The 26,216-nt window shown below is 73.9% G+C and carries 23 protein-coding genes; 5 read left to right on the top strand and 18 right to left on the bottom strand.

Translation table 11 applies throughout. The features are described 5' to 3' along the window. Positions 1-12 precede the first annotated feature (12 nt). From BEK98_RS35520 to BEK98_RS48715, 3 genes are all read right to left on the bottom strand, one after another. Positions 13-1,110 carry an MBL fold metallo-hydrolase gene (locus BEK98_RS35520; protein WP_094220861.1) on the bottom strand — a complete coding sequence of 366 codons (1,098 nt, stop codon included), beginning with the start codon at positions 1,108-1,110 and terminating at the stop codon, positions 13-15. Then, the gene (locus BEK98_RS35515) at positions 1,107-2,363 is read right to left on the bottom strand and encodes an aminotransferase class I/II-fold pyridoxal phosphate-dependent enzyme (RefSeq protein WP_107428311.1); all 1,257 of its coding nucleotides are present in this window, start codon (positions 2,361-2,363) and stop codon (positions 1,107-1,109) included. Before BEK98_RS35515 ends, BEK98_RS35520 begins: the two co-directional genes overlap by 4 nt. A 241-nt stretch (positions 2,364-2,604) precedes the next feature. Beyond that, a complete protein-coding gene (locus BEK98_RS48715) occupies positions 2,605-3,423 on the bottom strand; it encodes a hypothetical protein (RefSeq protein ID WP_143684199.1) in 819 nt (272 codons plus the stop codon). A 250-nt stretch (positions 3,424-3,673) separates the two neighbouring features. Here BEK98_RS48715 and BEK98_RS35505 point away from each other — a divergent pair, with 250 nt between their 5' ends. Both BEK98_RS35505 and BEK98_RS35500 read left to right on the top strand, forming a co-directional pair. Further along, positions 3,674-4,048: a DUF2795 domain-containing protein gene (locus BEK98_RS35505; RefSeq protein WP_094221008.1), complete on the top strand. Its 375-nt coding sequence runs from the start codon at positions 3,674-3,676 to the stop codon at positions 4,046-4,048. A 67-nt stretch (positions 4,049-4,115) separates the two neighbouring features. Beyond that, positions 4,116-4,658 carry a type 1 glutamine amidotransferase domain-containing protein gene (locus BEK98_RS35500; RefSeq protein WP_094220860.1) on the top strand — a complete coding sequence of 181 codons (543 nt, stop codon included), beginning with the start codon at positions 4,116-4,118 and terminating at the stop codon, positions 4,656-4,658. 70 nt (positions 4,659-4,728) lie between these two features. Here the strand turns inward: BEK98_RS35500 and BEK98_RS35495 are convergent, their stop codons facing one another. The 3 genes from BEK98_RS35495 to BEK98_RS35485 form a co-directional block, all read right to left on the bottom strand. Continuing rightward, entirely contained in the window at positions 4,729-5,016 is a 288-nt protein-coding gene (locus BEK98_RS35495) for a DUF6158 family protein (RefSeq protein ID WP_094220859.1), read from the bottom strand. Between the two features lie 126 nt (positions 5,017-5,142). Continuing rightward, on the bottom strand, positions 5,143-6,762 hold the full coding sequence (locus tag BEK98_RS35490; protein WP_094220858.1) for an ABC-F family ATP-binding cassette domain-containing protein: 1,620 nt from the start codon (positions 6,760-6,762) through the stop codon (positions 5,143-5,145). A 42-nt stretch (positions 6,763-6,804) separates the two neighbouring features. Further along, positions 6,805-7,491, bottom strand: a complete 687-nt coding sequence (locus tag BEK98_RS35485; protein WP_094220857.1) for a histidine phosphatase family protein — start codon at positions 7,489-7,491, stop codon at positions 6,805-6,807. A gap of 73 nt (positions 7,492-7,564) precedes the next feature. Between BEK98_RS35485 and BEK98_RS35480 the strand changes: the two genes are divergently transcribed. Then, entirely contained in the window at positions 7,565-9,058 is a 1,494-nt protein-coding gene (locus BEK98_RS35480; RefSeq protein ID WP_094220856.1) for a bifunctional phosphatase PAP2/diacylglycerol kinase family protein, read from the top strand. A gap of 99 nt (positions 9,059-9,157) precedes the next feature. Beyond that, positions 9,158-9,988 (top strand): class I SAM-dependent methyltransferase, encoded by an 831-nt coding sequence (locus BEK98_RS35475; protein WP_094220855.1) that lies wholly within the window; start codon positions 9,158-9,160, stop codon positions 9,986-9,988. 19 nt (positions 9,989-10,007) lie between these two features. Here BEK98_RS35475 and BEK98_RS35470 read toward each other — a convergent pair whose 3' ends face one another. The 4 genes from BEK98_RS35470 to BEK98_RS35455 all read right to left on the bottom strand — a co-directional run bounded on the left by BEK98_RS35470 (position 10,008) and on the right by BEK98_RS35455 (position 14,439). After that, positions 10,008-10,682, bottom strand: a complete 675-nt coding sequence (locus tag BEK98_RS35470) for a GvpL/GvpF family gas vesicle protein (RefSeq protein WP_094220854.1) — start codon at positions 10,680-10,682, stop codon at positions 10,008-10,010. Between the two features lie 52 nt (positions 10,683-10,734). Further along, positions 10,735-12,582, bottom strand: a complete 1,848-nt coding sequence (locus BEK98_RS35465; protein WP_094220853.1) for a transketolase — start codon at positions 12,580-12,582, stop codon at positions 10,735-10,737. Then, on the bottom strand, positions 12,579-13,898 hold the full coding sequence (locus BEK98_RS35460) for an NAD(P)/FAD-dependent oxidoreductase (RefSeq protein WP_208643321.1): 1,320 nt from the start codon (positions 13,896-13,898) through the stop codon (positions 12,579-12,581). Before BEK98_RS35460 ends, BEK98_RS35465 begins: the two co-directional genes overlap by 4 nt. Positions 13,899-14,016: 118 nt before the next feature. Next, on the bottom strand, positions 14,017-14,439 hold the full coding sequence (locus tag BEK98_RS35455; RefSeq protein WP_094220851.1) for a phage holin family protein: 423 nt from the start codon (positions 14,437-14,439) through the stop codon (positions 14,017-14,019). A gap of 92 nt (positions 14,440-14,531) precedes the next feature. Here BEK98_RS35455 and BEK98_RS35450 point away from each other — a divergent pair, with 92 nt between their 5' ends. Next, complete coding sequence (locus BEK98_RS35450; protein ID WP_094220850.1) at positions 14,532-14,879, top strand: VOC family protein; 348 nt, start codon at positions 14,532-14,534, stop codon at positions 14,877-14,879. A 9-nt stretch (positions 14,880-14,888) separates the two neighbouring features. Here the strand turns inward: BEK98_RS35450 and BEK98_RS35445 are convergent, their stop codons facing one another. The 8 genes from BEK98_RS35445 to BEK98_RS35410 form a co-directional block, all read right to left on the bottom strand. After that, positions 14,889-16,916 carry a DUF5107 domain-containing protein gene (locus tag BEK98_RS35445; protein ID WP_094220849.1) on the bottom strand — a complete coding sequence of 676 codons (2,028 nt, stop codon included), beginning with the start codon at positions 16,914-16,916 and terminating at the stop codon, positions 14,889-14,891. 40 nt (positions 16,917-16,956) lie between these two features. Continuing rightward, positions 16,957-17,529: a GNAT family N-acetyltransferase gene (locus BEK98_RS35440; protein ID WP_094220848.1), complete on the bottom strand. Its 573-nt coding sequence runs from the start codon at positions 17,527-17,529 to the stop codon at positions 16,957-16,959. 22 nt (positions 17,530-17,551) lie between these two features. Then, a complete protein-coding gene (locus BEK98_RS35435) occupies positions 17,552-19,327 on the bottom strand; it encodes a CocE/NonD family hydrolase (protein WP_094220847.1) in 1,776 nt (591 codons plus the stop codon). Positions 19,328-19,457: 130 nt separating this feature from the next. Then, a complete protein-coding gene (locus BEK98_RS35430) occupies positions 19,458-20,381 on the bottom strand; it encodes a S66 peptidase family protein (RefSeq protein WP_094220846.1) in 924 nt (307 codons plus the stop codon). Next, positions 20,378-22,342: a S9 family peptidase gene (locus BEK98_RS35425; RefSeq protein WP_094220845.1), complete on the bottom strand. Its 1,965-nt coding sequence runs from the start codon at positions 22,340-22,342 to the stop codon at positions 20,378-20,380. Before BEK98_RS35425 ends, BEK98_RS35430 begins: the two co-directional genes overlap by 4 nt. Positions 22,343-22,345: 3 nt before the next feature. Beyond that, on the bottom strand, positions 22,346-23,653 hold the full coding sequence (locus tag BEK98_RS35420; RefSeq protein WP_094220844.1) for a M20/M25/M40 family metallo-hydrolase: 1,308 nt from the start codon (positions 23,651-23,653) through the stop codon (positions 22,346-22,348). Further along, the gene (locus BEK98_RS35415; protein WP_094220843.1) at positions 23,646-24,479 is read right to left on the bottom strand and encodes a M55 family metallopeptidase; all 834 of its coding nucleotides are present in this window, start codon (positions 24,477-24,479) and stop codon (positions 23,646-23,648) included. Before BEK98_RS35415 ends, BEK98_RS35420 begins: the two co-directional genes overlap by 8 nt. Before the next feature lie 57 nt (positions 24,480-24,536). Continuing rightward, positions 24,537-26,213: an ArnT family glycosyltransferase gene (locus tag BEK98_RS35410; protein ID WP_244202112.1), complete on the bottom strand. Its 1,677-nt coding sequence runs from the start codon at positions 26,211-26,213 to the stop codon at positions 24,537-24,539. Positions 26,214-26,216 lie beyond the last annotated feature (3 nt).

Below are 26,216 nucleotides of genomic sequence, written 5' to 3'. Positions count from 1 at the left end.
GGTATAGGGAGTTCAGTCCAGCACTCTTGAGCCGCCTACCGGTAGATCCCACAGGTCCTCTCGATCCAGGCCCGCCTTCTCCCAGGCCGTCTGCACCCTGGTGAGCGGTTCCAGGACCGGCTCTGCCGAGAGGATGAACGTGCCCCAGTGCATCGGGGCCATTCTTCGGGCGCCCAGGTCCTGGGTGGCCTGGACTGCCTCCTCCGGGTCGCAGTGGACGTCGCTGAGCCACCAGCGGGGGTCGTAGGCGCCGATGGGCATGAGGGCCAGGTCGATTCCGGGGTAGCGGCGGCCGATGCGGGAGAACCAGTGGCCGTAGCCGGTGTCCCCGGCGAAGTAGAGGCGTTGTCCGTCGCGGTCGGTGAGGACCCAGCCGCCCCAGAGGCTGTGGCAGGTGTCGGTGAGGGTGCGCTTGGACCAGTGGTGGGCGGGCACGAAGTCGAAGCGGACGCCGGACAGTTCGGCACCCTCCCACCAGTCCAGCTCGGTGACGTGGGTGAACCGGCGCCGCTGGAACCAGCGGCCGAGGCCGGCGGGCACGAACACCGGTGTGGTGCGCGGGAGTCGGCGCAGCGTGGGGGCGTCCAGGTGGTCGTAGTGGTTGTGGCTGATGACGACCGCGTCCACGTGCGGCAGGTCCTCCCAGGGGACGCCGACGGGGGTGATGCGGGCCGGGGTGCCGAGGATGCGGCGGGACCACACGGGGTCGGTGAGGACGGTCAGCCCGCCGATCCGGACGATCCAACTGGCGTGTCCCGCCCAGGTGACGGCGAGCGTGCGGGTCCCCGTGCGGGGCAACGGGGCGGGGGCGTAAGGGAGCCGGGCAATGTCGGCGAGGCCCACGGGACCGGGGCGTACGGCGCCCTCGCGGGCGAAGCGGGCGAGGGCCTTGAGGCCGGGCAGGGGCGCGGTGAGCCGGTCGTGGAAGGTCCGCGGCCACACCCGGTGTTCGCCCAGCGGGCGGGGCTCGGCCAGTGGAGGGAACGGGGGCGCGAGGGGGGTCGGGGTCACGGGGGCGCCGGCTTCGGCGCCGGTCGAGGTCGCGGTCGTGGGCGTGCTCGTCGTCGCGGTCGGGGTGGCGGACTCGGGCTCATGCGTCTGCTGCGTCATCGAGGAGGCTCCCGTCGCTGAGCGTCGTCGCGGAGATCGTCGAAGGCCGACCTCAAGGACATCAACGCGCGTTGCACGTGTGGCAGTTCCAACGGTGAGGGTGACGTGAGACATTCCGTGCGCTCCTCGTCCGTGCCGCCCAGCAGGGGCCCCGTGGCGAGCCGTACGCGCAGCGCCCCGAGGTCGTCGCCGAAGCGGTGGCCGCCGGGCGCGGGCATGCCGAGCCGGGCGGTGAGGAGGTCCTCCAGTTCCTGGGCGTCGCCGACGCCCCGCTCGGCGAGCGCCTCGCGCAACGGGCCGAGGTCGGCGTACAGATGGCGGCCTGTCTGCGGCGGCCGGGCGAGCCCGCCGGCCGCGACGACCTCGCCGTGCACGGCGGCCGCCACGCGCGCGTGCAGGCGTACGGCGGCTTCGCGGCGCTCGGTGACGGGCGCGGGTTCGTCGAGGGCGTACCCGGCTGCCGCGGCGACCGGTGCGGCGATCCGGGCACCGAGCGCGGTGAGGATGTCGAGCACGCGCGCGTGAAGGTGCTCCCCCGTCTCTCCCGCGGGGAAGCGGGCGACGGCCGCGGGCCAGCCGGTCGGCAGCAGGGCACCGGCCAGGTCGGTGACGACGGTGACCCCGTCGGGCACCATCTCGGCGGGGCTGAGCAGGACCGTCTGGTGCGGGTCGTGCACGGTGTCGCGCCAGGTCTCGTCGCTGACCAGGTGCAGGCCCTCGGCGGCCGCCGCCTCGACGGTCTCGTGCAGCAGTTCGGGCGGGGCGACGGTGGCGGTGGGGTCGTCGGCGACGGACAGCACCAGCAGCCGGGGGTCCCCGCCCTCGGTACGGACCCTGCGGACGGTCTCCAGCAGGGCGTAGGGGTCGGGGACCCCGCCGCTCTCGGCCGGGGTCGGCACGGAGAAGACGGGCCTCCCGAGCAGGCGGGCGTAGGGCGCCCACCAGGCGGCGCACGGCCGGGGCACGAGCACGTCACCGGTGTCACCGGCGACCGCGGCGGTCAGGGCCAGCAGCAGCTGGGGGGCGCCGGGTCCGGCGGCCACCCGGTCGGGGACGCAGGGCAGTCCGCGCCGGGTCCAGTAGCCGCAGGCCGCCTCCAGCAGTGCGGGGGCGCCGCCGACCGGCTGCGCCTCGGCGCGGCCCGCCGCGGCGGCCAGGACGGCGGAGAGTTCCGGGAGGACCGGCAGGCCGTCGCCGGGCAGCGGAGGCCCGTAGCGGACCGGGCCGTGGCCCTCCGGGTACGTCCGCCGCATGTCCGCCTCCGCGCAGTCCGTGGTGCCGTGTGGTGTTCCCGTCCGGGCCGTGCTCTCCTGACTCTCCTCGTCGGCTGTTCCCGTGCCTGCTGGTGTGCCTTCTCCTGTGATGCCGGCTGTGTGGCCGGCTGGTGCGTGTGGTGCCTGCCGTCGTGCCCTCGGGATGTGTACCCGGCGGACGGCCCGCCATGGCCGGTGACCGGATCTGGTCCCTGTCACGGGCCCCGGCCCGGGGCCCGCGTCAGCCGTCCATGGACCTCCTACGGCCGCACAGCCGGTAGCCGGCTCCCGCGCAGGCGGTGGCGATCAGCACACCGCCCGCGACCAGCGCCGGAACCGAGTCGCTGAAGGATCCACCCGTCCCTGCCTCGACCCCGTGCCCTCCCGTCGCCCGGCCGCAGTCGCCGTCGTCGGCCGCGCCGTGGGAGTCGTCGTGAAAGTCGCCGTGGGAGTCCTCGCACTGGTGGTCATCGGTGCACGACCGCGCCGCCGCGCACTTCTGTCCGTCGCCGTCGTCCCCGTGACACTGCCCGGGCTCGCGGCACTGGGCGGCCCCGTCGGAACAGGTGCGCGTGCCTCCCTGGCACTCCCGCCCCTGATCCGGCCGCTGTCCCTGCCCCTGCCCCTGCCCCTGCCCCTGCCCCTGGCCCTGGCCCTGCCCCTGGCCCTGCCCTTGACCCTGCTCTCGCCCCTGCCCCTGCGACGTCCCAGGCTCCTGCCACTGCGGCTGCCCCGTCTCCTGCCCCGCCCCCGGATCCTCCCGCTCCCCCGGCACCAGCCCCGGCGTCTCGCCCTGGCCCAGTCCCCGCCCCTGCCCCATCCCCTGTCCGTCGTCACACTGCGCGCTGCCGTCCGCAGAGGCCGGAGGCGCGGCGTCCGTGGTGTCCGGTACCAGTCCGGCGAGGGCATCGCACGGCACGGACACACTGGGCGTGCCATCGGGCTGGACGGCACCGGGGCTGGCCCCGGGCGTGGGGTCCGCGGACGCGGCGGGCCCCGCTATGACGAGCGCGGCCCCGGCCAGGAGGGCGACGGACAGAGCACGGGCGGTGCGGCGCATGGGGCGGGCTCCCTCGGCGGTACGGCCACGGGACACGGCTCTCGTGCCCTGCGGGACACGGCTGTCGTGCCCTCGCTGCCATCACAGCCCGGCGGACGCCGCCGCGCGCGCGGCCGGGCCCCATTCGCGGGACGCGAACGGCCTAACGGGTGACCTGAAGGCAACGGCCGCCGAACGGCTCGACACAGGTTTTCCGCCCCCCGTGCAGGTGACTCGGGAGGTGCTGACCCTCGACCCTCTGGAGGAAGTCATGCAGCGAGGCAGTGACCGACTGAGCGTCCACCGGGACGACGAGATGAAACACGAGCTGCAGGAGCTGCTCAGGTCAGGGCACCCGACACGCACCGAGGAATGGCACGATCCGGAACCGACCGCCGACGACGACCCGGAGGTCTGGAGCGGGCCGGTGGGCGGCCTCGGATCACCGGCGTCGCTGGAACGGGTACGGCTGGCGCTGGCCCGGAACCTGAACCGGCACGCCTTCCCCGCCGACGCGCACGAGCTGGCCCGGGCCCTGCGCCGGGGCAACGCACCGGGCGCGCTGATCGACGCGGTGTCCGGCCTGCCGCGCTCGCATCGGTACGCCAATGTGCAGCAGCTGGCCGAGGCGCTGGCGGGCGGCTGACGAGCCGGGACCAGAGCGCTGCGCGCACCGGGAGGAGCAGGTGAGGAGCTGGTGAGGAGTCATGCGCATGCGCATCGCGTTTCTGGTGGCGCCCGAGGGCGTCGAGCAGATCGAACTGGCCCAGCCGTGGAAGGCCGTGCGGTCCCACGGCCATGAGCCGGTCCTCGTGTCGACGCGGGCCGGCCAGGTCCGGGCCTTCCACCACCTGGACAGGGCGGACGCGTTCCCCGTGGACGAGGTGGTGGGCCGGACCTCGGCCGACGCCTTCGACGCGCTGGTCCTGCCGGGTGGCCTGGCCAGTCCCGACTTCCTGCGCATGGACGAGGGAGCCGTGGCCTTCGTGCGGGAGTTCTTCGACCGGGGCCGGCCCGTCGCCGCGATCTGCCACGCCCCGTGGACGCTGGTCGAGGCGGATGTCGTACGCGGCCGGACGCTGACCTCCTGGCCGAGCCTGCGGACGGACATCCGCAACGCGGGTGGCATCTGGGTGGACGAGGAGGTGACGATCTGCGACAACGGCCCGAACACGCTCGTGACCAGCCGCAGGCCGCGCGACCTGAAGGCGTTCTGCGACGCGTTCCTGCGGGTCCTCTCCGGCGTGGCGGCCTGACCCGTGCCGCGTGCGGCCGCCTCAGACACCGGACCGTGCGGCCGCTCAGGCACCGGACCCTACGGCCGCCTCAGCTGCCGGACGTGCCCGGAGTCGCCGCCTCGCCGCAACCGCGCTCACGGGCGCCCTCGCGGGTGCGGCCCGCGCTGACGAGGCGGCGCGGGTTGCGGCGCAGGTACTCGCCCTCGAGCTGCGCCATGCGCTCGTTGTGGGCCCGTAGCGCGTCGTTCGAGCCGTACAGGAGGGTGTCGTGGCGCGTGCGGTGGATCGTCTCCAGCTCTTTCATGAGCTGCTGGTCGTCCAGCCGGCTGGGGTCGACTCCGGTCATGGTGGTGCCCCGCTCGTCGTGTTCGTTCATCCGGTTCGGGTACCCGCCCGGGCGCGCACTGCCCCCGAGCGTTTCCGGGAGGGAGCCGTGGAGCTCGTTTCCTGAGTCCACTGTACGAACATCCGGCTCCCCGGGCCCTCCGGCGGAGCCACGCGGCTACCGGGCCCGTTCCACCCGGCGTTCGTCCCAGACCGGCTCCGGGGTCTCGCGGACCCGGCCGTCGCTGCCGAAGACCAGGAAGCGGTCGAAGGAGCGGGCGAACCAGCGGTCGTGGGTGACCGCGAGGACCGTGCCGTCGAAAGCCTCCAGCCCCTCCTGGAGAGCCTCGGCGGACTCCAGGTCGAGGTTGTCGGTCGGCTCGTCCAGCAGCAGCGCGGTGACTCCCTGGAGTTCCAGCAGAAGGATCTGGAAGCGGGCCTGCTGGCCGCCCGAGAGCCGGTCGAAGGGCTGCTCGGCCTGGCCGGTCAGCTCGTAGCGGCGCAGCCGGGACATGGCCGCGCCCCGGTCCTGTGAGTGTTCCTTCCACAGGATGTCGAGCAGGGTGCGGCCCTGCAGCTCGGGGTGGGCGTGGGTCTGGGCGAAGTGGCCGGGGACGACCCGCGCGCCGAGTTTCCACCGCCCGGTGTGCGCCACGTCCTCGCCGGCGAGCAGCCGCAGGAAGTGCGACTTGCCCGAGCCGTTCGAGCCGAGCACGGCGACCCGTTCGCCGTAGAAGACCTCCAGGTCGAAGGGGTTCATCAGGCCGGTCAGTTCCAGCTGCTCGCAGGTGACGGCCCGCACGCCGGTACGGCCGCCCTTGAGCCGCATGGTGATGTCCTGCTCGCGCGGCGGCTCGGGCGGCGGCCCGGCCTCCTCGAACTTGCGCAGGCGGGTCTGCGCGGCCTGGTAGCGGGACGCCAGCTCGTGGCTGATGGAGGCCGCCTGGCGGAGGTTGAGCACCAGCTTCTTCAGCTGGGCGTGCTTCTCGTCCCAGCGGCGGCGCAACTCCTCGAAGCGGGCGAAGCGTTCACGGCGGGCCTCGTGGTAGGTGGCGAAGCCGCCGCCGTGCACCCAGGCGTCGGCGCCGGCCGGGCCGGGCTCCACGGAGACGATCTTCGCGGCGGCGCGGGCGAGGAGTTCGCGGTCGTGGGAGACGAACAGGACCGTCTTGCGGGTCTCCTTCAGCTGCTGCTCCAGCCAGCGCTTGCCGGGCACGTCCAGGTAGTTGTCCGGCTCGTCCAGCAGCAGGACCTCGTCGGTGCCGCGCAGCAGCGCCTCCAGCACGAGACGCTTCTGCTCGCCGCCGGAGAGGGTGCGCACCTGCCGCCACTGGGCCCGCTCGTACGGCATGCCGAGTGCGGCGGTGGTGCACATGTCCCACAGGGTCTCGGCCTCGTAGCCGCGTACCTCGGCCCAGTCGGCGAGGGCCTGGGCGTAGGCCAGCTGGGCGGCCTCGTCGTCGACGGTCATGAGGGCGTGCTCGGCCCGGTCCACGGCCCCGGCGGCCTCGCGGATGCGCGGCGGGGCGACGGAGACGAGCAGGTCGCGGACGGTCGACTCGTCCCGTACGGAGCCCACGAACTGGCGCATCACACCGAGGCCGCCGCTGACGGTGACCGTGCCGCCGTGCGGCTTCAGCTCGCCGGAGATCAGGCGCAGGAGGGTCGTCTTGCCGGCGCCGTTCGGGCCGACCAGGGCGACGGACGCCCCTTCGCCGACCCGGAAGGAGACATCGCCGAGCAGCGTCCTCCCGTCGGGGAGGTGGTACTCGAGGTGCGCGGCTTCCAGATGTCCCATGAGGAGGCATTCTGTGGGGCGCCGCCGACCTGGGGCAAACGCTTATGCGGGCTCCGACGGTCCCCCGCCCATGCGTCCCGCCGTGTCCAGCGGCGCGCCGGCCGGCCCGCCCTCGCCCGCCGGTACGACCGTGGCGCCGGCCCAGGACAGCGCCTTGAAGCCGTCGGACGGGGAGCCCTCCAGGATCACCACGCCGGTGTTGGCCAGCGGGCGGGCGGCGGCGAAGGCCACGTCGACGTTGTCGGCGCGGGCGGCGGTCCACATGCGGATGGCGGCGCCGTGGCTGATCATCGCGACGGTCCCGGCGCCGCTCCCGGCGGCCTCGGCGATCACGGCGTCGTACCGGTCCAGGACCTCCTCGCCGTTCTCCCCGCCGGGGATCCTGAGCGCGGTGTCCCCGGCCGCCCACGCGAACACCGTGCGCATGTAGCGCTCGCCCTGCGGGGAGTCGCCGGGCACCATCTCCAGGTCGCCGGCGGAGATCTCGCGGATGCCGTCGCGGACGGTCACCTCCAGGCCGCGGGCGGCGGCCAGCGGGGCGGCGGTGAGCCGGGTGCGGAGCAGGGTGGAGGCGTAGAGGGCCTCGATGTCCTCGTCCGCGAGCGCCGCGGGCAGGGCGGCGGCCTGCGCCTCGCCGAGCGGGGTCAGGCCCGCTCCTGGTACGGCGGTGTCCAGCAGATGGTCCAGGTTGGACGGGGTCTCGCCGTGGCGGACGAGGAGCAGACGCATGGCAGGGGCCCTCCGGGTGTCGATCATCGCCCGCCGGTCGGGAAAACGTCCGGTTCAGGGTACCCGGCAGCCTATGAGCCCAGACGTCGATCTCACCGTCGCGAAGCCCGGCCCCCATCCCCTGCGCAACCGGCTGCTCGCTCTCGACAGCCGGCTGTTCGAGTTCGCGGCCGAGCAGCACTGGCCGTTCGCCGAGCCCGTGCTGCCACGGTTGAGCCGGAGCGCGAACCACGGTCTCCTGTGGTTCGCGACGGCGGCCGCGATGGCGGCGAGCCGTACGCCCCGGGCCCGCCGGGCGGCCGCCCGCGGGCTGGCCTCGCTGAGCCTGGCCTCGCTGGCCGTCAACACGCTCGGCAAGCGCTCGGTGCGCCGTCCACGGCCCGTCCTGGATCCGGTCCCGCCGGTCCGGCACCTGAAGCGGCTGCCGATCACCACGTCGTTCCCGTCCGGTCACTCCGCGTCGGCGGCCGCGTTCGCGACCGGCGTCGCCCTGGAGTCACCGGCGTGGGGCGCGGCGGTGGCTCCCGTGGCCTGGTCCGTCGCGCTCTCCCGCGTCTACACCGGCGTCCACTTCCCGAGCGACGTGCTCGCGGGCGCGGTGCTGGGCGCGGGTGCCGCGTTCGCCGTACGGGGCATGGTGCCGACCCGTGCCCAGGTCGTGCCGCCGGCCCGGCCCCGCGCCGAGGTCCCGGCGCTGCCCGACGGGGCGGGGCTGGTCGTCGTGGCCAACTCCGGCTCGGGCACCGCGGACCGGGTGCGCACCCTGCGCGCCGGCCTGCCGCTCACCGAGGTCGTCGAGTGCGAACCGGACGATGTGCCGGCCGAGTTGGAGAAGGCGGCGGCCCGTGCGCGGGTGCTCGGTGTGTGCGGCGGGGACGGGACGGTGAACGCGGCCGCCGAGGTCGCCCTGCGCCACGGCCTGCCCCTCGCGGTGCTGCCCGGCGGCACCCTGAACCACTTCGCCCACGACCTCGGCGTGGAGGACGGCAGCGACCTGGCGCGGGCGGTCCGGCGGGGCGAGGCGGTGCGCGTGGACGTCGGCCGGTTCACCTGCGGCGCCAGGTGGGGCATCTTCCTCAACACGTGCAGCCTGGGCGTGTACCCGGAGCTGGTGCGGGAGCGGGAGCACTGGTCGCGCCGGATCGGCGGCTGGCCGGCCGGGGTGCTCGCGGCGCTGCGCGTGCTGCGCGCGCACGGGCATCCGATGCAGGCCGAGTTCCTTGGCCAGGTACGCCCGTTGTGGCTGCTGTTCGCCGGCAACGGCACCTACCACCGGATGGGCCTCGCCCCCGGCCGCCGCGTCGACCTGGCCGACGGGCAGCTCGACGTGCGGGTGGTGCACGGCGGCCGCCGCCCCGCGCTGCGTCTGCTGGCGGCGGCGCTGGCCGGCCCGCTGACCCGCTCCCCCGCGCATGCGGCGGTCCAGGTGAGCCGTCTGCACCTCGCGGGTGTCGCGCCCGGCACCCTTCTCGCCTATGACGGCGAAGTCACCGAGATCGCGGGCGAAGTGACGCTGGAAAAGCTCCCCGAGGCGCTCACGGTGTACCGCCCACTGTACGGATTCTGACGCTCCATCAGTCCACATGGCAAAACACAGGTCTCATTATTCGACATGCAGGCATACGGTGAGGCGTAGCGACAGGACGTCGAACAGGGGAGTTCAGCCATGCCGAAAACGCAGGAGACCGCCGTCTACACGCACGGCCACCACGAGTCGGTACTGCGGTCGCACACCTGGCGGACCGCCGCCAACTCCGCGGCCTATCTGCTCGGTTCGCTGAAGCCGCACATGAAGATCCTGGACATCGGCTGCGGCCCGGGCACCATCACCGCCGACCTGGCGGAACTGGTCCCCGACGGCCATGTCACCGGCGTGGACCACGCCCCGGGAATCCTGGACCAGGCCCGCAAGGCCGCGGCCGAACGCGGTCTGGCCAACGTGGACTTCGCGGTCGCCGACGTGCACGCCCTGGACTACCCCGACGACACCTTCTGCGTGGTCCACGCCCACCAGGTGCTCCAGCACGTCGGCGACCCGGTGCAGGCGCTGCGCGAGATGCACCGGGTGACGAAGCCGGGCGGCTTCATCGCCGTACGCGACGCGGACTACGAGGCGATGACCTGGTATCCGGCGGTGCCGGGGCTGGAGGACTGGCTGGACCTGTACAGGCGGGTCGCCCGGGCCAACGGCGGAGAGCCCGACGCGGGGCGCCGGCTGAAGGCCTGGGCGCTGGCCGCGGGCCTGCGGGACATCACGGCCACCTCCGGCACCTGGACGTTCGCCACGCCCGAGGAGCGGGCCTGGTGGAGCGGGCTGTGGGCGGACCGCACCCTCGCCTCGGCCTACGCCGACCGAGCCACGCAGGGCGGTCACGCCACGCCGGAGCACCTGCGGGCGGTGTCCGAGGCGTGGCGGGAGTGGGGCCGGCGGGAGGACGGCTGGTTCACCGTCCTGCACGGGGAGATCCTGTGCCGCAAGGAACGCCAGGAGCGATAGGAACGCCAGGAAGCGGCGGTCACGTCTCGTCCCCGCTGAACTCCCCGGAGAACGAGTAGGCGGCCCAGGGCCCGGTGAGGTGCACCCTCAGTCCGGGCACCTCGGCCTTCGTACGCCGCACCAGTTCCACGAACTCCTCGGAGTCCGCCCGGCGCACGAGGTAGGCCGCGTCGAGCACCGGCCGGCCCGGCGCCGCGGCGGGCGGGGCGTGCTGCGGTGGCTGCAGCCGGGAGTCCTCGGCGTGCCGGGAGAGCCGTTCGTGCAGGGCCCGGGCGGGCGCATCGGGCCCGCTGCCGGCGCGGTCGGCGTGGGCCTGGACGCGCCACTCCACCCGGCCCTCCAGCCGGTCGAGGACGCGCCGGAAGTCGTCCTCGCGGGCCTCGACCATCGTCCGGACCCCGCTGTCGTCCCGGAAGACGGTGACGGGCCTGAGCGGCAGCGGGGTGGTGACGGTGGTGAGCGCGTCGATCACGCCCTGGTGGGCGCGGGTGGTCGCGGCCAGCCAGTCGTGGTCGCCCTGGCGGGCCCGCAGGGCCTCCTCGCCGAAGTCGCCCTCCGGGACCGTGCTGACGACCACGACCAGCCCGTGGTGGTGCAGCAACGCCGGCGGGGCGCCGCCGATGCCGGTCAGCTGGGCCTGCAGCGGCGCTCCGGGCGGGCGGCAGACGGCGTAGACGTAGCGCAGTCCGGGCATGGAGCCTCCTTCGGCGGCTCGGCCGCCTCCTGGGCGGATCGGTGTGCCTCGCTCAGCGCACGATCGCCTCCTCGACCAGCAGTTTCGCCGTGGCCGCGATGCCCAGGGCGTCGATGCCGGCCGCGTGCAACTGTTCGTCGGGCGCGGCCGAGCCCGGCATGGTGCGTACCGCGAGCCGGACCAGGCGGGGTGCGGGCCGGCCGTCGCCGAACGCCTCCGCGACGGCGTCGCCGAGGCCGCCCTGCTCGTGGTGGTCCTCGACGGTCACCAGACAGCCGGTCTCCTCGGCGGCCCGGCGCAGGGTCGCCACGTCGACGGGCTTGACGGAGTACAGGTCGATCACCCGCACCGCGATGTCCTCCTCCGCGAGCCGGTCGGCGGCGGCGAGCGCCTCGTGCACGGTGACGCCGGCCGCGACGACGGTCAGCCGGTCCTGGTCGCCGGAGCGCAGCACCTTGCTGCCGCCGATGGGGAACTCCTCCTCGGGGCCGTAGATCACCGGGGTCGCGCCGCGCGAGGTGCGCAGATAGCGGATGCCGTCGAGTGCGGCCATCTCCGCGACCAGCCGGGCGGTCTGGTTGGCGTCGCACGGGTAGAGCACGGTCGAGCCGTACAGCGCCCGGAACATCGCCAGGTCCTCCAGGCCCATCTGCGAGGGCCCGTCCTGCCCGATCGCGACCCCCGCGTGCGAGCCGACCAGGTTGATGCCGGAGCCACTGATCGAGGCCATCCGCAGGAAGTCGTGGGCGCGGGTGAAGAACGCCGCGAACGTGGCGGCGTACGGTACCCAGCCGCGGGCCGCGATGCCGACGGCCGAGGCGACGAGCTGCTGTTCGGCGATGTAGCACTCGAAGAAGCGGTCCGGGTGCTCCTTGGCGAACACCTCGGTACGGGTGGAGTCGCCGACCTCGCCGTCCAGGGCGACGACGTCGCCGCGGGCGGTGCCGAGCGCCGCGAGGGCCTTGCCGAAGGCGTCGCGGGTGGCGACCTCGTCCCCCTGGTCGTAGTGCGGGAGCTGGACGACCTCGGTGGTCAGAGAGCGGAGCATCGCGGCGGCGGGCGGCTCGCCGACGCGGACGCGCACGTCACGCGGTCCGCCCAGTTCGGCGATGGCCTCCTCGGGTTCGGGCAGCGGCTTGCCGTGCAGGCCCTCGCGGTCCTCGACCGAGGCGACGCCCTTGCCCTTGAGGGTGCGGGCGAGGATCACCGTGGGCTGCCCGGTCCGGGCCAGCGCGTCGCCGTAGGCCCGGTCGATGGCGTCGACGTCGTGACCGTCGATCTCCATCGTGTGCCAGCCGAAGGCCGCGAAGCGGCGGGCGTAGGCGTCCAGGTCGTGGCCGTGCCGGGTCGGGCCGCGCTGGCCCAGCCGGTTGACGTCCACGATCATCGTCAGGTTGTCGAGGTGTTCGTACCCGGCGTGTTCGGCGGCCTCCCACACCGAGCCCTCGGCGAGCTCGCTGTCCCCGCACAGCACCCACACGCGGTAGCCGACGCGGTCCAGGCGTTTGCCGGCGAGCGCGATGCCGACACCGACCGGCAGGCCCTGGCCGAGCGAGCCGGTGGCCGTCTCCACCCACGGCAGCCGGCGCGGGGTCGGGTGGCCTTCGAGGCGGCTGCCGAGCTTGCGGAAGGTGAGCAGTTCGCCGTCCTCGACGACACCGGCCGCCTTGTACGCGGCGTACAGCAGCGGCGAGGCGTGTCCCTTGGAGAGCACGAAGCGGTCGTTGGCGGGGTGCTCGGGGCGTTCGAAGTCGTAGCGCAGATGGTGGGCGAGCAGGACGGCCATCAGATCGGCGGCGGACATCGAGGAGGTCGGATGCCCGGAGCCCGCCGCGGCGGCGGCCCGCACACTGTCGACGCGCAACTGCTGGCCGAGTTGGGCGAGTTCGGCGGTGTTCATGAGACTCCTTCGGGGTGTTGCGGGAGAGGGTGCTCCGGTGACGCCGTGTCCAGGGGCACCGCCCAGGACCGGACGAGCCCCAACTGGACGGCCTGGCGCGGGAGTACGGCGTCCAGGAGCCAGTCGGCGGCGACTCGGACGCGGTTGCCGGGCAGCGCGGCCAGGTGGTAGCCGCGGGTGACCGCGCCGGCCGGCAGCCCGGACAGCGGGATGCCGAACGGGTTGGCGGCGGCCCGGACGCCGCCGAGGTCGACGGCGAAGCCCAGGTCGCGGTGGCGGTAGGCGCGCCGGCGCCGGCCGAGGCCGAGCGAGGCGGCCACGTTCTCGCCGGCCACCCGGCCCTGCCGCCAGGCGTGCTGGGCCGTCATCGGCGTGAACCCGCCCGGGTGCTCCAGATCGGGTACGGCGGCCGCGTCCCCGCAGGCGAACACATCCGCGCTCCCCGGCATCCGGAGGTAGGGATCGACGATCAGCCGGCCCCGCTCCAGCGGCTGTCCGACGGCCTCGACCAGCGGATCCGGCCGGACCCCGACGCACCACACCAGGGTCCGCGACTCGACGAACTCGCCGTCGGTGAGCAGCACCCCGTCCCGGCCGGCCTCCTTCACGGAGGTCCCCGTCCGTACGTCGACGCCCCGCGCCCGCAGCACCCGGCCGGCCGTGCGGGAGAGCCGCTCGTCCAGCTCCGGCAGCACCCGCGGTGCGGTGTCCAGCAGGATCCAGCGGGGCCGCCCGGCGCCCGCCGGATGCCGGCGCGCGAGGCTGTCGGTGAGCAGCTGCATCTGCGCGGCCACCTCGGTGCCGGTGTAGCCCGCGCCGACCACGACGAACGTGCACCGGGCGGCGCGGATCCCCGGGTCGTCGGCCGTGGCGGCCAGCTCCACCTGCCGGGTCACGTGGTCGCGCAGGTACAGCGCCTCGGGCAGTGCGCGGAACCCGTGCGCGTGCTGGGCGACCCCCGGGATCGGCAACAGCTTGTTGACGCTGCCGACGGCCAGCACCAGCCGCTCGTAGCCGACGGTCCCGGTGCCGCCCTCGGGGTCCGTGTAGTGGACGGTGCAGCCGTCCAGGTCGACGTGGTGCGCCTCGCCCAGCAGCAGCCGCACCCCGCGCAGGGTGCCGGGCAGCGACACGGTGATCCTGCGGGGTTCCAGGATCCCGGCGGCCACCTGGGGCAGCAGGGGCAGATACAGGAAGTAGTCGGTCGGGTTGAGCAGGGTGATCAGGGCCCGGCCCCGGGTCACACGGGCGAGGGTGCGGGCGGCCCGGTACCCGGCGAAACCGGCGCCGACGATCACGACGCGTGGTCGACTCACGGTGTGCCTCCGGCGGTGTGGCTCCTCCGAGGCTTTCCGCGTAACCGGCCCCGCGCCACCCAAACGCCGCTCAGCTCACCCGGACGCCGGTGCGGCCCCCGTTCCCCCCTGTGGGGGGTCAGGCCCGGTGGTGCGGGCCCTCGGGGTCGATGCCCGGCCGGAGGGGGGCCTCGGACGGCATCGGCGGGTACGGCGTGCCGGGCGGGACGGCGGCCTCACCCACGGCGGCCGCATGCGGGTGCTTCGGGTGGGCGGCGCCGCGCAGCAGGTAGGCGATGACGCCGAGGATCGCCGCGGTGATGAGCGCGGCGGCCCAGCCGGGCAGGCCGGCGGCGAGGCCGAGGATCAGGGCGAGCGCGAGCGCGCCGCCCGCGTACAGGGCGACGGCGCCCGAGGCGGCGTAGAGCATGGCGGTGCGGCGCTGCCTGCGGGTCTGCTCGCGCAGCTCGTCGCGTACCGTCTCGCGTGCCACCTGAGCCAGCTCTTCGACGAGGTGCTTGTCCAGATGTTCCAGGTGATCCAAGTGATCCGAGTGCTCCATGAACTGCGGGTACCCACCGGGCACGATGCGTAACAGCGACGGCCACGGCCCTGGCCTGTGCGCGCCCGTCCGCCCCAACTAGGCTCGTCCGTATGGAGATTCTGGGCGCCTCACTGCGCATCTGCGTCGACGACCTCGAAGCCGCGATCCCCTTCTACGAGCGTCTCGCGGGCGGCAGAGCGCTCCGGTTCGAACGCGGGGGCGTGCAGGTCGCCGCGATCGGCTCCTTCCTGCTGATGAGCGGTCCCGAGTCCGAGCTGGAGCTGCTGCGCAAGGTGACGGCCACGATCGCCGTGAAGGACGTGGACGAGGCCCACCGGCTGCTCACGGAGCTGGGCGCCCGGATCGTCGCGGGACCGGTGCCGACGCCGGTGGGCCGGAATCTGCTCGCGGTGCACCCGGACGGCTCGGTCTTCGAGTACGTCGACCACAGCGGCTGACTCAGGCTCTCAGGGCGTGTCCGGGCGCATCCGGAAGTCGTAGCGGGCGGGCAGGGGCTCGTCGGTGAGACGGGCCCACAGCCGGCCGATCACCTCCGCGCCCTCCCGCAGGTCCGCGACCTCGAAGCCCGCGTCGAAGACGGCCCGGGCGTCGGTGCGCCGTCCCTCGGCGAGCAGCAGCTCGGCCTCCAGCAGCCGGAACCGGCCGCGCCGCCGCACGGCGGGCAGCAGCCGCTCCCACACCGCGCGGGCGTCCGCCGTCCGCCGGGCCCGCAGCAGCGCCCCCAGGGCCTCCCGGCCGAGCGCGGCCACGGCGGCCGTCCAGGCCTCGCCGTCGTCGCGCCGCTCGCGGCACAGGTCGTCGAAGGCCTCCGCGTACCGTTCGGCGGCCCGCTCGTGGTGGCCGGACTCCTGGTCGGCCACGGCGAGGCAGCGCAGCAGGGGCCACAGGGACGGGGCGAGCGGGAGGGCGCGTTCCCAGCTGCGGACCGCCTGGGCGCGGTCGCCGGCGTGCCACTGGGCGACGCCGAGGTGGTACTCGGTGTGCGGGTCGGCGGGCGCGGTCTCCAGCATGTCCCGCCAGTGCGGGGCGACCGGTGTCTCGCCGGGCGGGCGGACCCGGCGCGGCTCGGGCAGGGAACCGGTGCGCAGCAGCTCCCGCCAGGGCGCCTGTGTCTCGCCGAGGGTGGACTCGGGGAAGGGGGTGCCGGGCAGTTTCCAGTCGGCGCGCAGCACTTCGAGCGCGCCCCAGCCGGAGCCGGTGGCGAGGATCTCGCCGGGTTCGGTGTCGGCGTACGGCTTCCAGGCCGCGTGCGCCTCCTCGACACGGGCGCGCGGCAGCACCGCGGCGAGCCGCTCCTCGGCGCCCCGGACGACCTCCGGCCACGCGCCCTCGGCGGGGGTGTCGAGCGGGCCGTACGCCTCCAGCCAGGACACCTCGCTCTCCGGCTCCAGCCGGACGTGCTCCAGCTGGGTGCGGGCGAGCCCCGCCTGGATCTCGCAGTAGCCGCCGGTGCCGGGCTCGGTCAGCCACTCCTGCCAGCGCCGGCCGCCGGGCCCGCTGCCCCACACGAACAGCTTGCGGCCGCGCAGTGCGTCGGTGGAGGTCTGCACCAGCCCGTGCCCGTCCGCGTCCAGCGCGGCGATCCAGCGGCGCCGGCCGTCCGGGACCTCGTAGAAGTAGTCGGCGGCGTAGGGGCTGTTCAGCGGGTACGTACGGTCGATGCCGTCGTACGACGGCACGGGCACCCGGCGCAGCCGACGCTCGTAGCCGATGGGGGTACCTCCCACGCCCTCAAGGCAGTGGGGGAGCCACGCCTCCTCGGCGGGGGCCAGGATCCGGCGCTCCTCGGGTACGGCGGTGTTGGACCACCAGTACGTGGGCACCGGGCGCTCGTGCGGGTTGCGGATCCGGACGCCGACGTACAGGAACTCGGAGCCCTCCGGGAGCCACAGGTCGACCTGGAAGGGCAGGTCGCGCAGCCGCTCCCACTCCCACAGCCGCAGCATCTCGCCGCCGTCGGGGGCGGGGACGCGGGCGGCGTGCAGGGGGGCGCAGGACAGGGTGGTGTGGCCGGTGGCGCCGATGTTCCACTCGATGCCGCCGGAGTACCAGGCGCCGTTGAGGGCGAAGTCGGCGGGCTGGAACACCGGGTTGCGGTAGAGGAGTTCCCGTCCGGTGGGCAGGTGGACCAGGGAGGCGATCCGGCCGCCGAGGCCGGGCAGGACGGTGGCGCGCAGCCGGTCGTTCTCGATCACCAGCGCGTCGAGGGCGCGGGGTTCACGGGTTCTGCCGTACCCGTCGCGGACGCGCACCGGCAACAGGCTGTGCAGCGGCTCGTAGCCGAGCTGCCGGGCCATGTCCCGGGGCATGTCGTCCCGCTCCCGGCCGTCGATGCGGTGCTCCCCCACTGCCTCAAGGGCGTGGGCGGTGCCCCCATCGTCGAGAGGCCGGAGCGGGGGCAGGGGGTTGTCGGGGCCCAACTGCGCGGCGGGCAGGGTCAGTACCTCACGTCGGATCCTCGTCACGATGACCATGCAACCCGCGGTGCGCGGAGTCGACCAGGGGCGCTGCCGGTCAGGATTGCGCAAAGGCGGGGTCGGACGTGGCGCGCATCTCGACGGTGAGCGCCCAGCGTTCATGGTCCCGCCAGGCCCCGTCGATGAAGATCATGTCGGGTGAGAACCCCTCCAGCCGGAAGCCGGCGCCCCGCGCCATCGCGACGGAGGGGACGTTGTCGGGCTGCGCGTTGATCTCCAGCCGGTGCAGCCCCAGCGGCCCGAACGCGTACCCGATCACCAGGTCGAGGCCCTCGCGCATCAGCCCCCGGCCCGCCGCGTGCACGAAGGCGCCGTAGCCGAGGGCGCCGCACTGGAAGCCGCCCCGGACGATGTTGTTGATGTTGATGAACCCGGCGATGTCCCCGGAGTCCTTCTCGCACACGAGGAACCCGGCCTTGCTCGGATCCTCGATGAGCGGCTTGGCGTAGGCGGCGTAGCCCTCGTCGGTGTCCGGCGGGAACAGCCACGGCCGGTGCAGGTCCTTGCTCTCCCTGGCCCGGGCGGTGAACTCGGGGCCGTCGTCCAGGGTGAAGGGGCGGATGCCCACGCGGGGGCCTTCGGCGAGGTAGCGGGATGCGGTGTGCGGCATCCCGCCAGCCTAAGGGCCGGACTCAGCCGCCGAGCACCGGAAGCTCCAGCACCCCGGTGTCGTCGGGCGCGCTGACCACGGTGACCGGCTTGATCCCCCGGTTGCCGAAGTACGCGTCGTCGCTCGCCGCGATCACGAACCGCAGCCGGTGGCCCTTCTCGTACCGGTGCACGATGCCCGGCAGGGTCACGGTGAAGCTCCGGGTCACGTCGGGCACGCGGACCGGCGCGACGAGCCGGTGCACCAGCGTCTGCGTGCCGTCGGGCGCGACGTCGTACAGCTTGGCGAACAGGACCAGCTTGTCGGCGGCGTTGCCCGAGTGCTGCGTCCGCTCGGCCTGCGGGGACACCACCTTCAGGACGGCCCGGGGTGCGCCGACGACATCCGTGGCGCGGGTCAGCGGCGCGCTGCTCCAGCCCAGGTAGGTGCCCTCGGTGTCGTACGGCGCCGGGTCCGGCAGCCCGACGGTCCCGGTCAGCAGGCTTTCCGAATGGCTCGTGGGGAGTGGCCCGTTGCGGTACGTACGGCTTCCTCGCGCCACCTTCCCGCGGTTGTCGACGAGCTTGCCGTCGCCGGAGAGGTAGAGCTTCCGGGTGCGGGCGGGCAGGTGGGCGGCGGTGGCGTAGGTGTGGTTCGGGTCGGTGATCCAGTCGCGGTAGTAGGCGAAGGCCGGGCCGGTGTCGGCGTCCGGGCGCCGGTGGAGGTAGCGGTCGAACCAGGCGAGGATGCGCCGGCCGACGTAGCTGGACTCCAAGTTGCCCTGCGTCAGGTCGAGTTCACCGGCGGCCGGGTCGGTCATGCCGCCGCTGTGGCCCCAGGACTGCCAGATCATCCGGGTGGGCACGCCCTGGGCCTTGAGCGTCCGGTACGTCGCCGTGGCCTCGTTGAGGTTGAAGAGGCTGTCGGCCTGCCCCTGGACCAGCAGGGTGGGCGCCTCGACCCGGTTCAGGTACGACACCGGGGAGACGCTGCGGAGGTAGGCGAGCAGCTCGGCGGTGGCGCGCGCCGGGTAGCTGCCGGAGTTGAGGGTGCGGATCGTCTCGCAGGCCTCGGTGACGAAGTGACGGCAGGCGAGGGAGTTGATCCGGGACGGGTCCAGGTTCGGCACGGTCAGCGGCCGGCTCTCGCCGATGAGGTAGAAGCCGTTGGTCCACTGCCACTTGAAGGCGCCGGGGACACCGCCGGCGGTGTTGTTCGGGTCCAGCGAGTAGGCGAGGTCGTTCCAGGTGATCAGGGGGACGAGCGCGTCGACCCGGTGGTCCACGGCGGCCGTCGCCGGCTGGATGGCACCCCCGTAGGAGCCGCCGACCATGCCGACGCGCGGGTCACCGGCGGAGTCGAGGGTGACGAAGTCGGCCCTGGTGCCGTCGTCGGCGGCCCGCTTTCCGCCCAGGAAGTCGACGAGCCGGGAAGCGGCGGTGCCGTCGATTCCGGGGTCGTCGAGCGAGATGAGGCAGCCGGACCGGCCGAAGCCGAGTCCGGAGTAGACGAGCGAGACGTATCCGCGCCGGGCGAAGGCCTTGCCGATCGCGTCGGTCGAGCCGTCGGTCTTGCTCCCGCCGAAGCCGTTCGTGGCGAGCACGGCGGGTGCGGGGTGGGCGCGGTCCACGCCCGCCGGGCGGTAGAGGTCGGCGTCGACCGTGCAGGTACGGCCGCCCGCCTGGACGGTGAACGTCAGCGCGGTGACGGAGAACGGGCCGGTCGCGGCCGCGGGAGCGGTGAGCGCGAGGGGGACGGTGAGCGCGGCGCCCAGGGCGAGAGCGAGCGTGGCTCGGGATCTGGGCAGGCGTCGGGGCACGGAAACCTCCACACCGAGGCAACGCGGATACCGGCCGGTAGGTAACGGCCGGTCCTCATGCTGTGACCCGTGTCGGACCCTGGCCGATCGGCCTGCGTGTGGTTTCTTGACGGAGATTCAGCAGGGAATCTCAGCGCAGGGCGGGCTCGTCCAGCGTCAACGTGCCCGCGCCCGCGTCGAGTTCGGCCGCGACACCGAAGGGGATGGTCAACGCGCCCTCGCAGTGCCCGAAGCCGAACTCCTCGACGACGGGGACACCGAGCGGACCGAGGCGGTCGGCGAGCATGGGCCGCACCCGCTCGTAGGGATCGCACTTCGCCCAGGAGCCGAGCAGCACCCCGCGCACCCCCTCCAGCCAGCCGGCGCGCAGGAGTTGGGTGAGGTAGCGGTCGAGCCGGTACGTCTCCTCGCCCACGTCCTCCAGGCACAGCAGCCCGCCGCTTGCGGAGGGACGGGCGTGCGGGGTGCCGAGATCCGCAGCGAGCAGGCTCAGGCAACCGCCGAGGGTGACCCCGCGGGCCCGGCCGGGGACGAGGGCCGTGCCGCCGGAGGCGATGGTGCGGACGGTCTCCGGGGCGAGGAGCGTGGCTTTCAGGTGCTCCTGCGCCCGGTCGTTCTTGATGAAGTCGATGCCGGCCGCCATCGGCCCGTGCAGGGTGGCGAGCCCCAGGCGGGCGGCGAAGGCCTCGTGCAGGACGGTGATGTCGCTGAAGCCGACGAACACCTTCGGCCCGGCCTCGCGCATCGCCTCCCAGTCGAGCAGGTCGATCATCCGCTGCACGCCGTACCCGCCGCGGGCGCACAGGACCGCGTCCACCGCCGGGTCGCACCAGGCGTTCTGGAAGTCGGCGGCACGGTCGGCGTCCGTGCCCGCCAGATAGGCGAACTCCCCGTGGCGGTCCAGCACATGGGGTGCGACCACCGGGTCGAGGTCCCAGCCGCGCAGCACGTCCAGTCCCGCCTGCAGCCGCTCCTCGGGCACCGGCCCGCTGGGGGCCACCACGGCCACGCGCGCCCCGGGGGCCAGCCGGGCCGGCCGTACCAGCTCTCTCACGTGCGCAGCTCCAACTCCGGGACCCCGGGAACATCCAGCTCGAACACCTGAGCGTACAGGGACAGCTCGGCCTCCAGCGCGCGCACCATGGTCTCGGCCCGCCGGAACCCGTGCCCCTCCCCCGCGAAGGTGAGGTAGGCGTGCGGCACCCCCCGGCCCGCGATCCCGGCGAGGAAGCGCTCGCACTGGGCGGGCGGGCAGATCACGTCGTCCAGGCCCTGGAGCAGCAGGAAGGGCACGGTGAGCCGGTCGGCGTGTGCGGTGGGCGAACGCTCGGCGTACCGCGCGGGTACCTCGGTGAGCGGGCCGATCAGCGACTCCAGGTACCGCGACTCGAAGTCGTGGGTCTCCCCCGGCCCCCAGGTGGCGAGGTCGAGGACGGGGTAGACGATGGTGCCGCAGGCGTAGACGTCGGTCGTGGTCAGGGAGGCGGCGGTGGTCCAGCCGCCGGCGCTGCCGCCCCGGATCGCGAGCCGGCCCGGGTCGGCGGTGCCCTCCTCGGCGAGGGCGCGGGCGACGGCCGCGCAGTCCTCGACGTCGACCACGCCCCACTGCTCGCGCAGCCGCTCCCGGTAGGCGCGGCCGTATCCGGTGGAGCCGCCGTAGTTGACCTCGGCGACCCCGATGCCCCGCGAGGTGAAGTAGGCGATCTCCAGGTCCAGCACGAGCGGCACCCTGCTGGTGGGGCCGCCGTGCGCCCAGATGACGTAGGGCGGCAGCTCGCCGTCCGGGGCGGTGCGGCCGGGGTGGTGGGGCGGGTAGACGTGGGCGTGCACCTCGCGGCCGCCGGGTCCGGTGAAGGTGCGGATCCGCGGCTCGGGGTAGTAGGCCGGGTCGACGGGATCCCGGTGCCGGGCGCCGATCGCGCGGGCGTGTCCGCTGCTGGTGTCCAGCTCGACCACTTCGTATCCGGTGCGCGGGCCGGCGCCCACCGCGACAACGCGTCCGCCGTGGGCCGCGAGGCTGGGCGCGAACTCGGTCCAGGGTCCGGTGGCGTCGACGACCTCGCCGGATTCTGGATCCAGTATCCCGAATACGGTCGACCCTCGACCGTGTACGACCGCGATCAGCCCGTTGCCGAGCGGCGCGAACCAGCGCAGTCCGAGCTTCCACAGCGGCCCGGCGAACTCCTCCTCGCGCGGGCACAGCGGGGTGCCGTCCCGGTACAGGTTCCACCAGCCGCTGCGGTCGCTCGCATACAGAAGACGGCCGTCCGCGGACCACTCCACCTGGGCCACGGCCTCCTCCGGACCACCCGCGACCGTGTGGACGGTATGCAGTGTGCCGTCGTCACCGACCTCGCCGACGAGCAGTTCCGTGCCGTCCCACGGCATCCGCGGATGGTCCCAGGCGAGCCACGCGGCCCGGCGCCCGTCGGGCGAGACCCGGGGTCCGGTGACGAACCGGTGCCGGCCGTCGGTGAGTTCGCGTACGGCGGCCCGGTCGTCGGCGGCCGAGCCGTCCAGCGGTACGGCGGCCAGGACGCGCCGTACGTCGTCCGGACCGTCCCCGGTGAACTCCTCCAGCACGCACCACACCTCGCCGCGGGCGAGGTCCACCTGCGGCTCCGCCCAGCGCAGCCCGCCGCCCACCGGCGAGACGGGGGTCAGCGGGCGCGGCTCGCCGCCGGGCTCGTACCGGTACAGGCGCTGATCGGCGAAGTGCGTGAACACCACCAGGGGTCCGTCGTCCCGCATCACGCCGTCCCAGGGCCGGCCGCCGTACTCGATGACCCGGCTGCGCACGTTCCACGGCGCCGGCAGCACCGACTCCTCCGCACCGTCCGTGCCACGCCGCACCAAGGCCCGGCGCCCGCCCTCGGCGGGCCGGGGTTCGGTCCACCACACCTCGTCCCCGACGAAGCCCACCCACTCCGGGTGCCCGTCGTGCGCGGCGGCCAGCGCCGCGTCGATGGGCGAGGGCCAGGAACCGTACGCCTGCTGGTGCACCTCGTCCCCCATCGCCTAGGCCGTCCGCAGGAAGCGGTCGAGGACCCGGACGCCGAAGTGCAGCGCCTCGACCGGGACGCGCTCGTCGACGCCGTGGAACATCGCCTGGTAGTCGAAGCCCTCGGGGAGCCTCAACGGAGCGAATCCGTAGGCGGCGGTGATGCCGAGCAGCGAGAACTGCTTGGCGTCCGTGCCGCCGGTCATGCAGTACGGCACCACGTGTCCCTCGGGCGCGAACTCCTCGACGGCCGCCCGCATCCCGGCGAACGTGGGCGAGTCGACGGGCGCCTGCAGCGCGACCGACCGGTGGTGGAACTCCCAGTCCACGTCCGGCCCGGTCAGCTGGTCCAGGGTGGCGCGGAACTCCTCCTCGCCGCCGGCCAGATAGCGTCCGTCCACGAACGCGACCGCCTCGCCCGGGATGACGTTGACCTTGTAACCGGCGTCCAGCATGGTCGGGTTGGCGCTGTTGCGGACGGTCGCCTCGACCAGCTTGGCGGCCGGGCCGAGCTTGTCCAGCAGCCCGTCCACGTCGCCGAAGTCCGGTTCGATGCCGTAGACGGCGGCGAGTTCGGTGAGGGCGGCCCGTACGGTCGGGGTGAGCCTCAGCGGCCACTCGTGCTCGCCGATACGGGTGACGGCGGCGGCGAGCCGGGTCACCGCGTTCTCCTGGTTCACCTTGGAGCCGTGCCCGGCCCGGCCGTGCGCGGTGAGCTTCAGCCAGCCGGTGCCGCGCTCCCCCGCTGCGATGGGGTAGATCTCCCGGCCGGCGCCGTCGTGGAAGGTGAAGGCGCCCGACTCGCCGATGGCCTCCGTGCAGCCCTCGAACAGCTCCGGGTGCCGGCCGGCGAGGAACCCGGCGCCGTCCTCGGCGCTGTCCTCCTCGTCCGCGGTGAACGCGATGACGAGGTCACGGCGGGGCCGTACGCCCTGCCGGGCCCAGGAGCGGACGACCGCGAGGATCATCGCGTCCATGTTCTTCATGTCGACGGCGCCGCGCCCCCACACGACTCCGTCGCGGATCTCGCCCGAGAACGGGTGCACGCTCCAGTCGGCGGCCTCGGCCGGCACCACGTCCAGATGACCGTGCACCAGCAGGGCGTCGGCGGACGGGTCGATGCCCTCGATCCGGGCGACGACGTTGGTCCGCCCCGGGGTCCGCTCCAGCAGCAGGGGTTCCAGTCCCGCCCCGGCCAGCCGCTCGGCCGCGTACTCGGCGGCGGGCCGCTCCCGGCAGTCGCCGCCGCCCCGGTTGCTGGTGTCGATCCGGATCAGACCGGAGGTGAACTCGACCACCTCGTCCAGTGCCTGCTGGTCAGCCATACTGCTCCTCCACCGCGGCCGAGACGATCGTGGTGACCGCCTTGAAGGTCCGGATTCCCTCGTACATGGTGTCGCTGGTGTACGCCACCTTCCGCTCGCCGATACGGGCGACACCCGGGACGACGGTCGCCGCCATCGCCAGGTGCTCGGCGTCGAACTCGACGGCGACGGTGAACGGCCCGCCGTGCACGGGCGCGTGGCGGACGGCCAGCTGTGCGGCCTCCTTGGCGGCCGCGCGGATGTCGGCGGCGGTCCGGGCCGGGGTGCGGCACACCGCCGCGTAGCGGGACACATGGTCCTTGACCGCGACCTTCAGCGCCTCGGGCGCGTACCCGAGCGCGTCCTCGCAGGCCAGGTCGTCGCCGGTGACGAGCACGACCGGTACGCCGTACTCGGCGACCACCTGCGCGTTGAGCAGACCCTCGCTCGCGCGGACGTCGTTCACCCACACCCCGGTGATCTGGTTCGCGAGGTAGGTGTGGGCGAGGACGCCCTCCATGCCGGCGCCCGCGTGGTAGCCGACGAACGCGATGCCGTCCACGTCGCCGTGCTGCACGCCCTCCACCATGGTCAGCTCCTTGTGCCGCCCGGTGAGCATCTCGACCCGCTCGTCGAGCCGTTCCAGCAGCAGGTTGCGCATGGTCCAGTGGGCCTCGTTGACGAGCACCTGGTCGGCGCCGCCGTCGAAGAAGCCGAGCGCGGCGGCGTTCACGTCCGAGGTGAACATCGACCGGCACCGCTGCCACTCCGGGGTGCCCGGGAGCACGTCGGCCGGCCAGGTGACGCCGGTGGCACCCTCCATGTCCGCACTGATCAGGATCTTCATGCCGGGCACGTTACGCGTCCCGACCGGGCGAGGCCACGACGGGGCGGCGCCGCGTCCTCACGACCGGCCGGCGCTCTGCCTGACCCAGATCTCGAAGTGCCCGCCGCCCGTGGACGTCCGGTACGGCAGCGAACTGGTCAGGCGGTAGCGGCCGCTGGTGCGCATCTCCTGGCGTACGGCCTCCTGCGCCGCGGGCAGGCCACCGGAGTAGTTCAGCACCACACCGTCGAAGTAGCCCGCGCGGACGGCCGCGCGGTAGCCGGGCACGCCCGACAGGTGGCGGCCGTCGGGGGCCTTGTAGTCGATGAAGAAGAAGGAGGTCCAGTCCTGGTACGAGGAGCGGCGCTCACGGCTGAGGTAGTACACCGGGCCCTCCTTCGGATCGCCCAGCCAGTGCTGGCCCGGACGCACCGTGTAGGAGAGCTGCGGGATCAGGTAGCGGGTGTCCGGCCAGCTGCCGAAGTAGGCGGCGGACTGGCTCAGGCCGAGGGTGAGCGCGACGACCCCGATGGCGATGGCCCACTGCGGGAACTTGAAGTGGGCGCCCATCAGCCGGGTGATCCCGACGCCCGCCATGGGCGCGGCGAAGAACAGCCCGAAGCCGATGTGCTTCTGCAGGGACGTCTCGGTCTGCAGATGAATCTGGTAGGCGGGCGCGAGCAGCGCCGTGCCGGTGAGCAGCACGCCCAGGCAGGTGCGCCAGCGCCGGCCCGGGACGGCCCGCCGCCACCCCGGGATCTCGCTCAGCCGGGCGGTGCGGGCGTAGGTGACCGTGCCGACCAGGGCGACGGCGATCAGCAGCCCCGCCCAGCGGGTGGTGTCCTGGAGGATCTGCCAGGCGGGCGTGTCCCCGTGGGCGCGCGCCGTGGTGGTGCTCTGGATCGCCGTCAGATAGCCGCTGGCCGCGAGGCCGCCGAGGAGCGCGCCGATGGTGGCCACGCTGAAGAGCGCGCCGCGCAGCAGGGAGCGGCGCACATGGTGGTGCCGGTAGGCGGCCAGCACGAACAGCAGCACCAGCGTCGGCAGGAACAGCGCGGAGGCGTACTTCACGGCGACCGCGAGCGCGGCGACCAGCCCGACGGGGACGGCCAGGAGCCAGTGCCGCGGTGCGACCACCACCAGGAGCCAGGCGGTGAGGGCCAGCAGGCAGACGGCCAGGGCGTCGTAGGTGGCGAAGTGGCCGAGGAAGAGCGTCGGCATGGAGACGGCGAACAGCGCGCCGGCGCACAGACCCGCGCGCTCGTTGAACAGGCGCCGGGTCAGCCCGTACAGACAGGCGGTGGCCGTCAGCATGAACAGCAGGCTGAGCGCGCGGACCCCGGCGAGACCGAGGACGGAGTCCACGGCGGCCGCGAGCACCGGGTACAGGACGGGCGCGCCGGAGAAGTAGCTGTCGAAGCCGCCGTAGTCGGGTGCCCCGTAGAAGAGGTGGCCGATCTCCACGTGGCCCGCGTAGACGTAGAGCGCCTCGTCCTCGAAGGCGGAGTTGGCCAGCCGCAGCGAGAGCGCGGCCTGGACGAGCAGGATCACGGCGAGCAGCACGCGGCCGACCATGCGGCGCCGCCGTCCGGTGTCCGCGGCCCAGCCCATCTCGGCGACCGGCGGCAGGGTCCAGCCGGGCAGCGGCTGCTCGACGAAGGAGAAGCCGGGGTCGGCCTCGGCCGGGGGCGGCGGCAGGACCCGCAGTTGCAGGGTCTCGTCGTGCACCGGCCGCGGGTGCTCCGTGTAGGTCATCGT

It is taken from the genome of Streptomyces diastatochromogenes (assembly GCF_002242805.1).
Taxonomy (GTDB): Bacteria; Actinomycetota; Actinomycetes; order Streptomycetales; family Streptomycetaceae; genus Streptomyces; species Streptomyces diastatochromogenes.
This window is presented reverse-complemented; position numbering and strand designations above follow the sequence as displayed.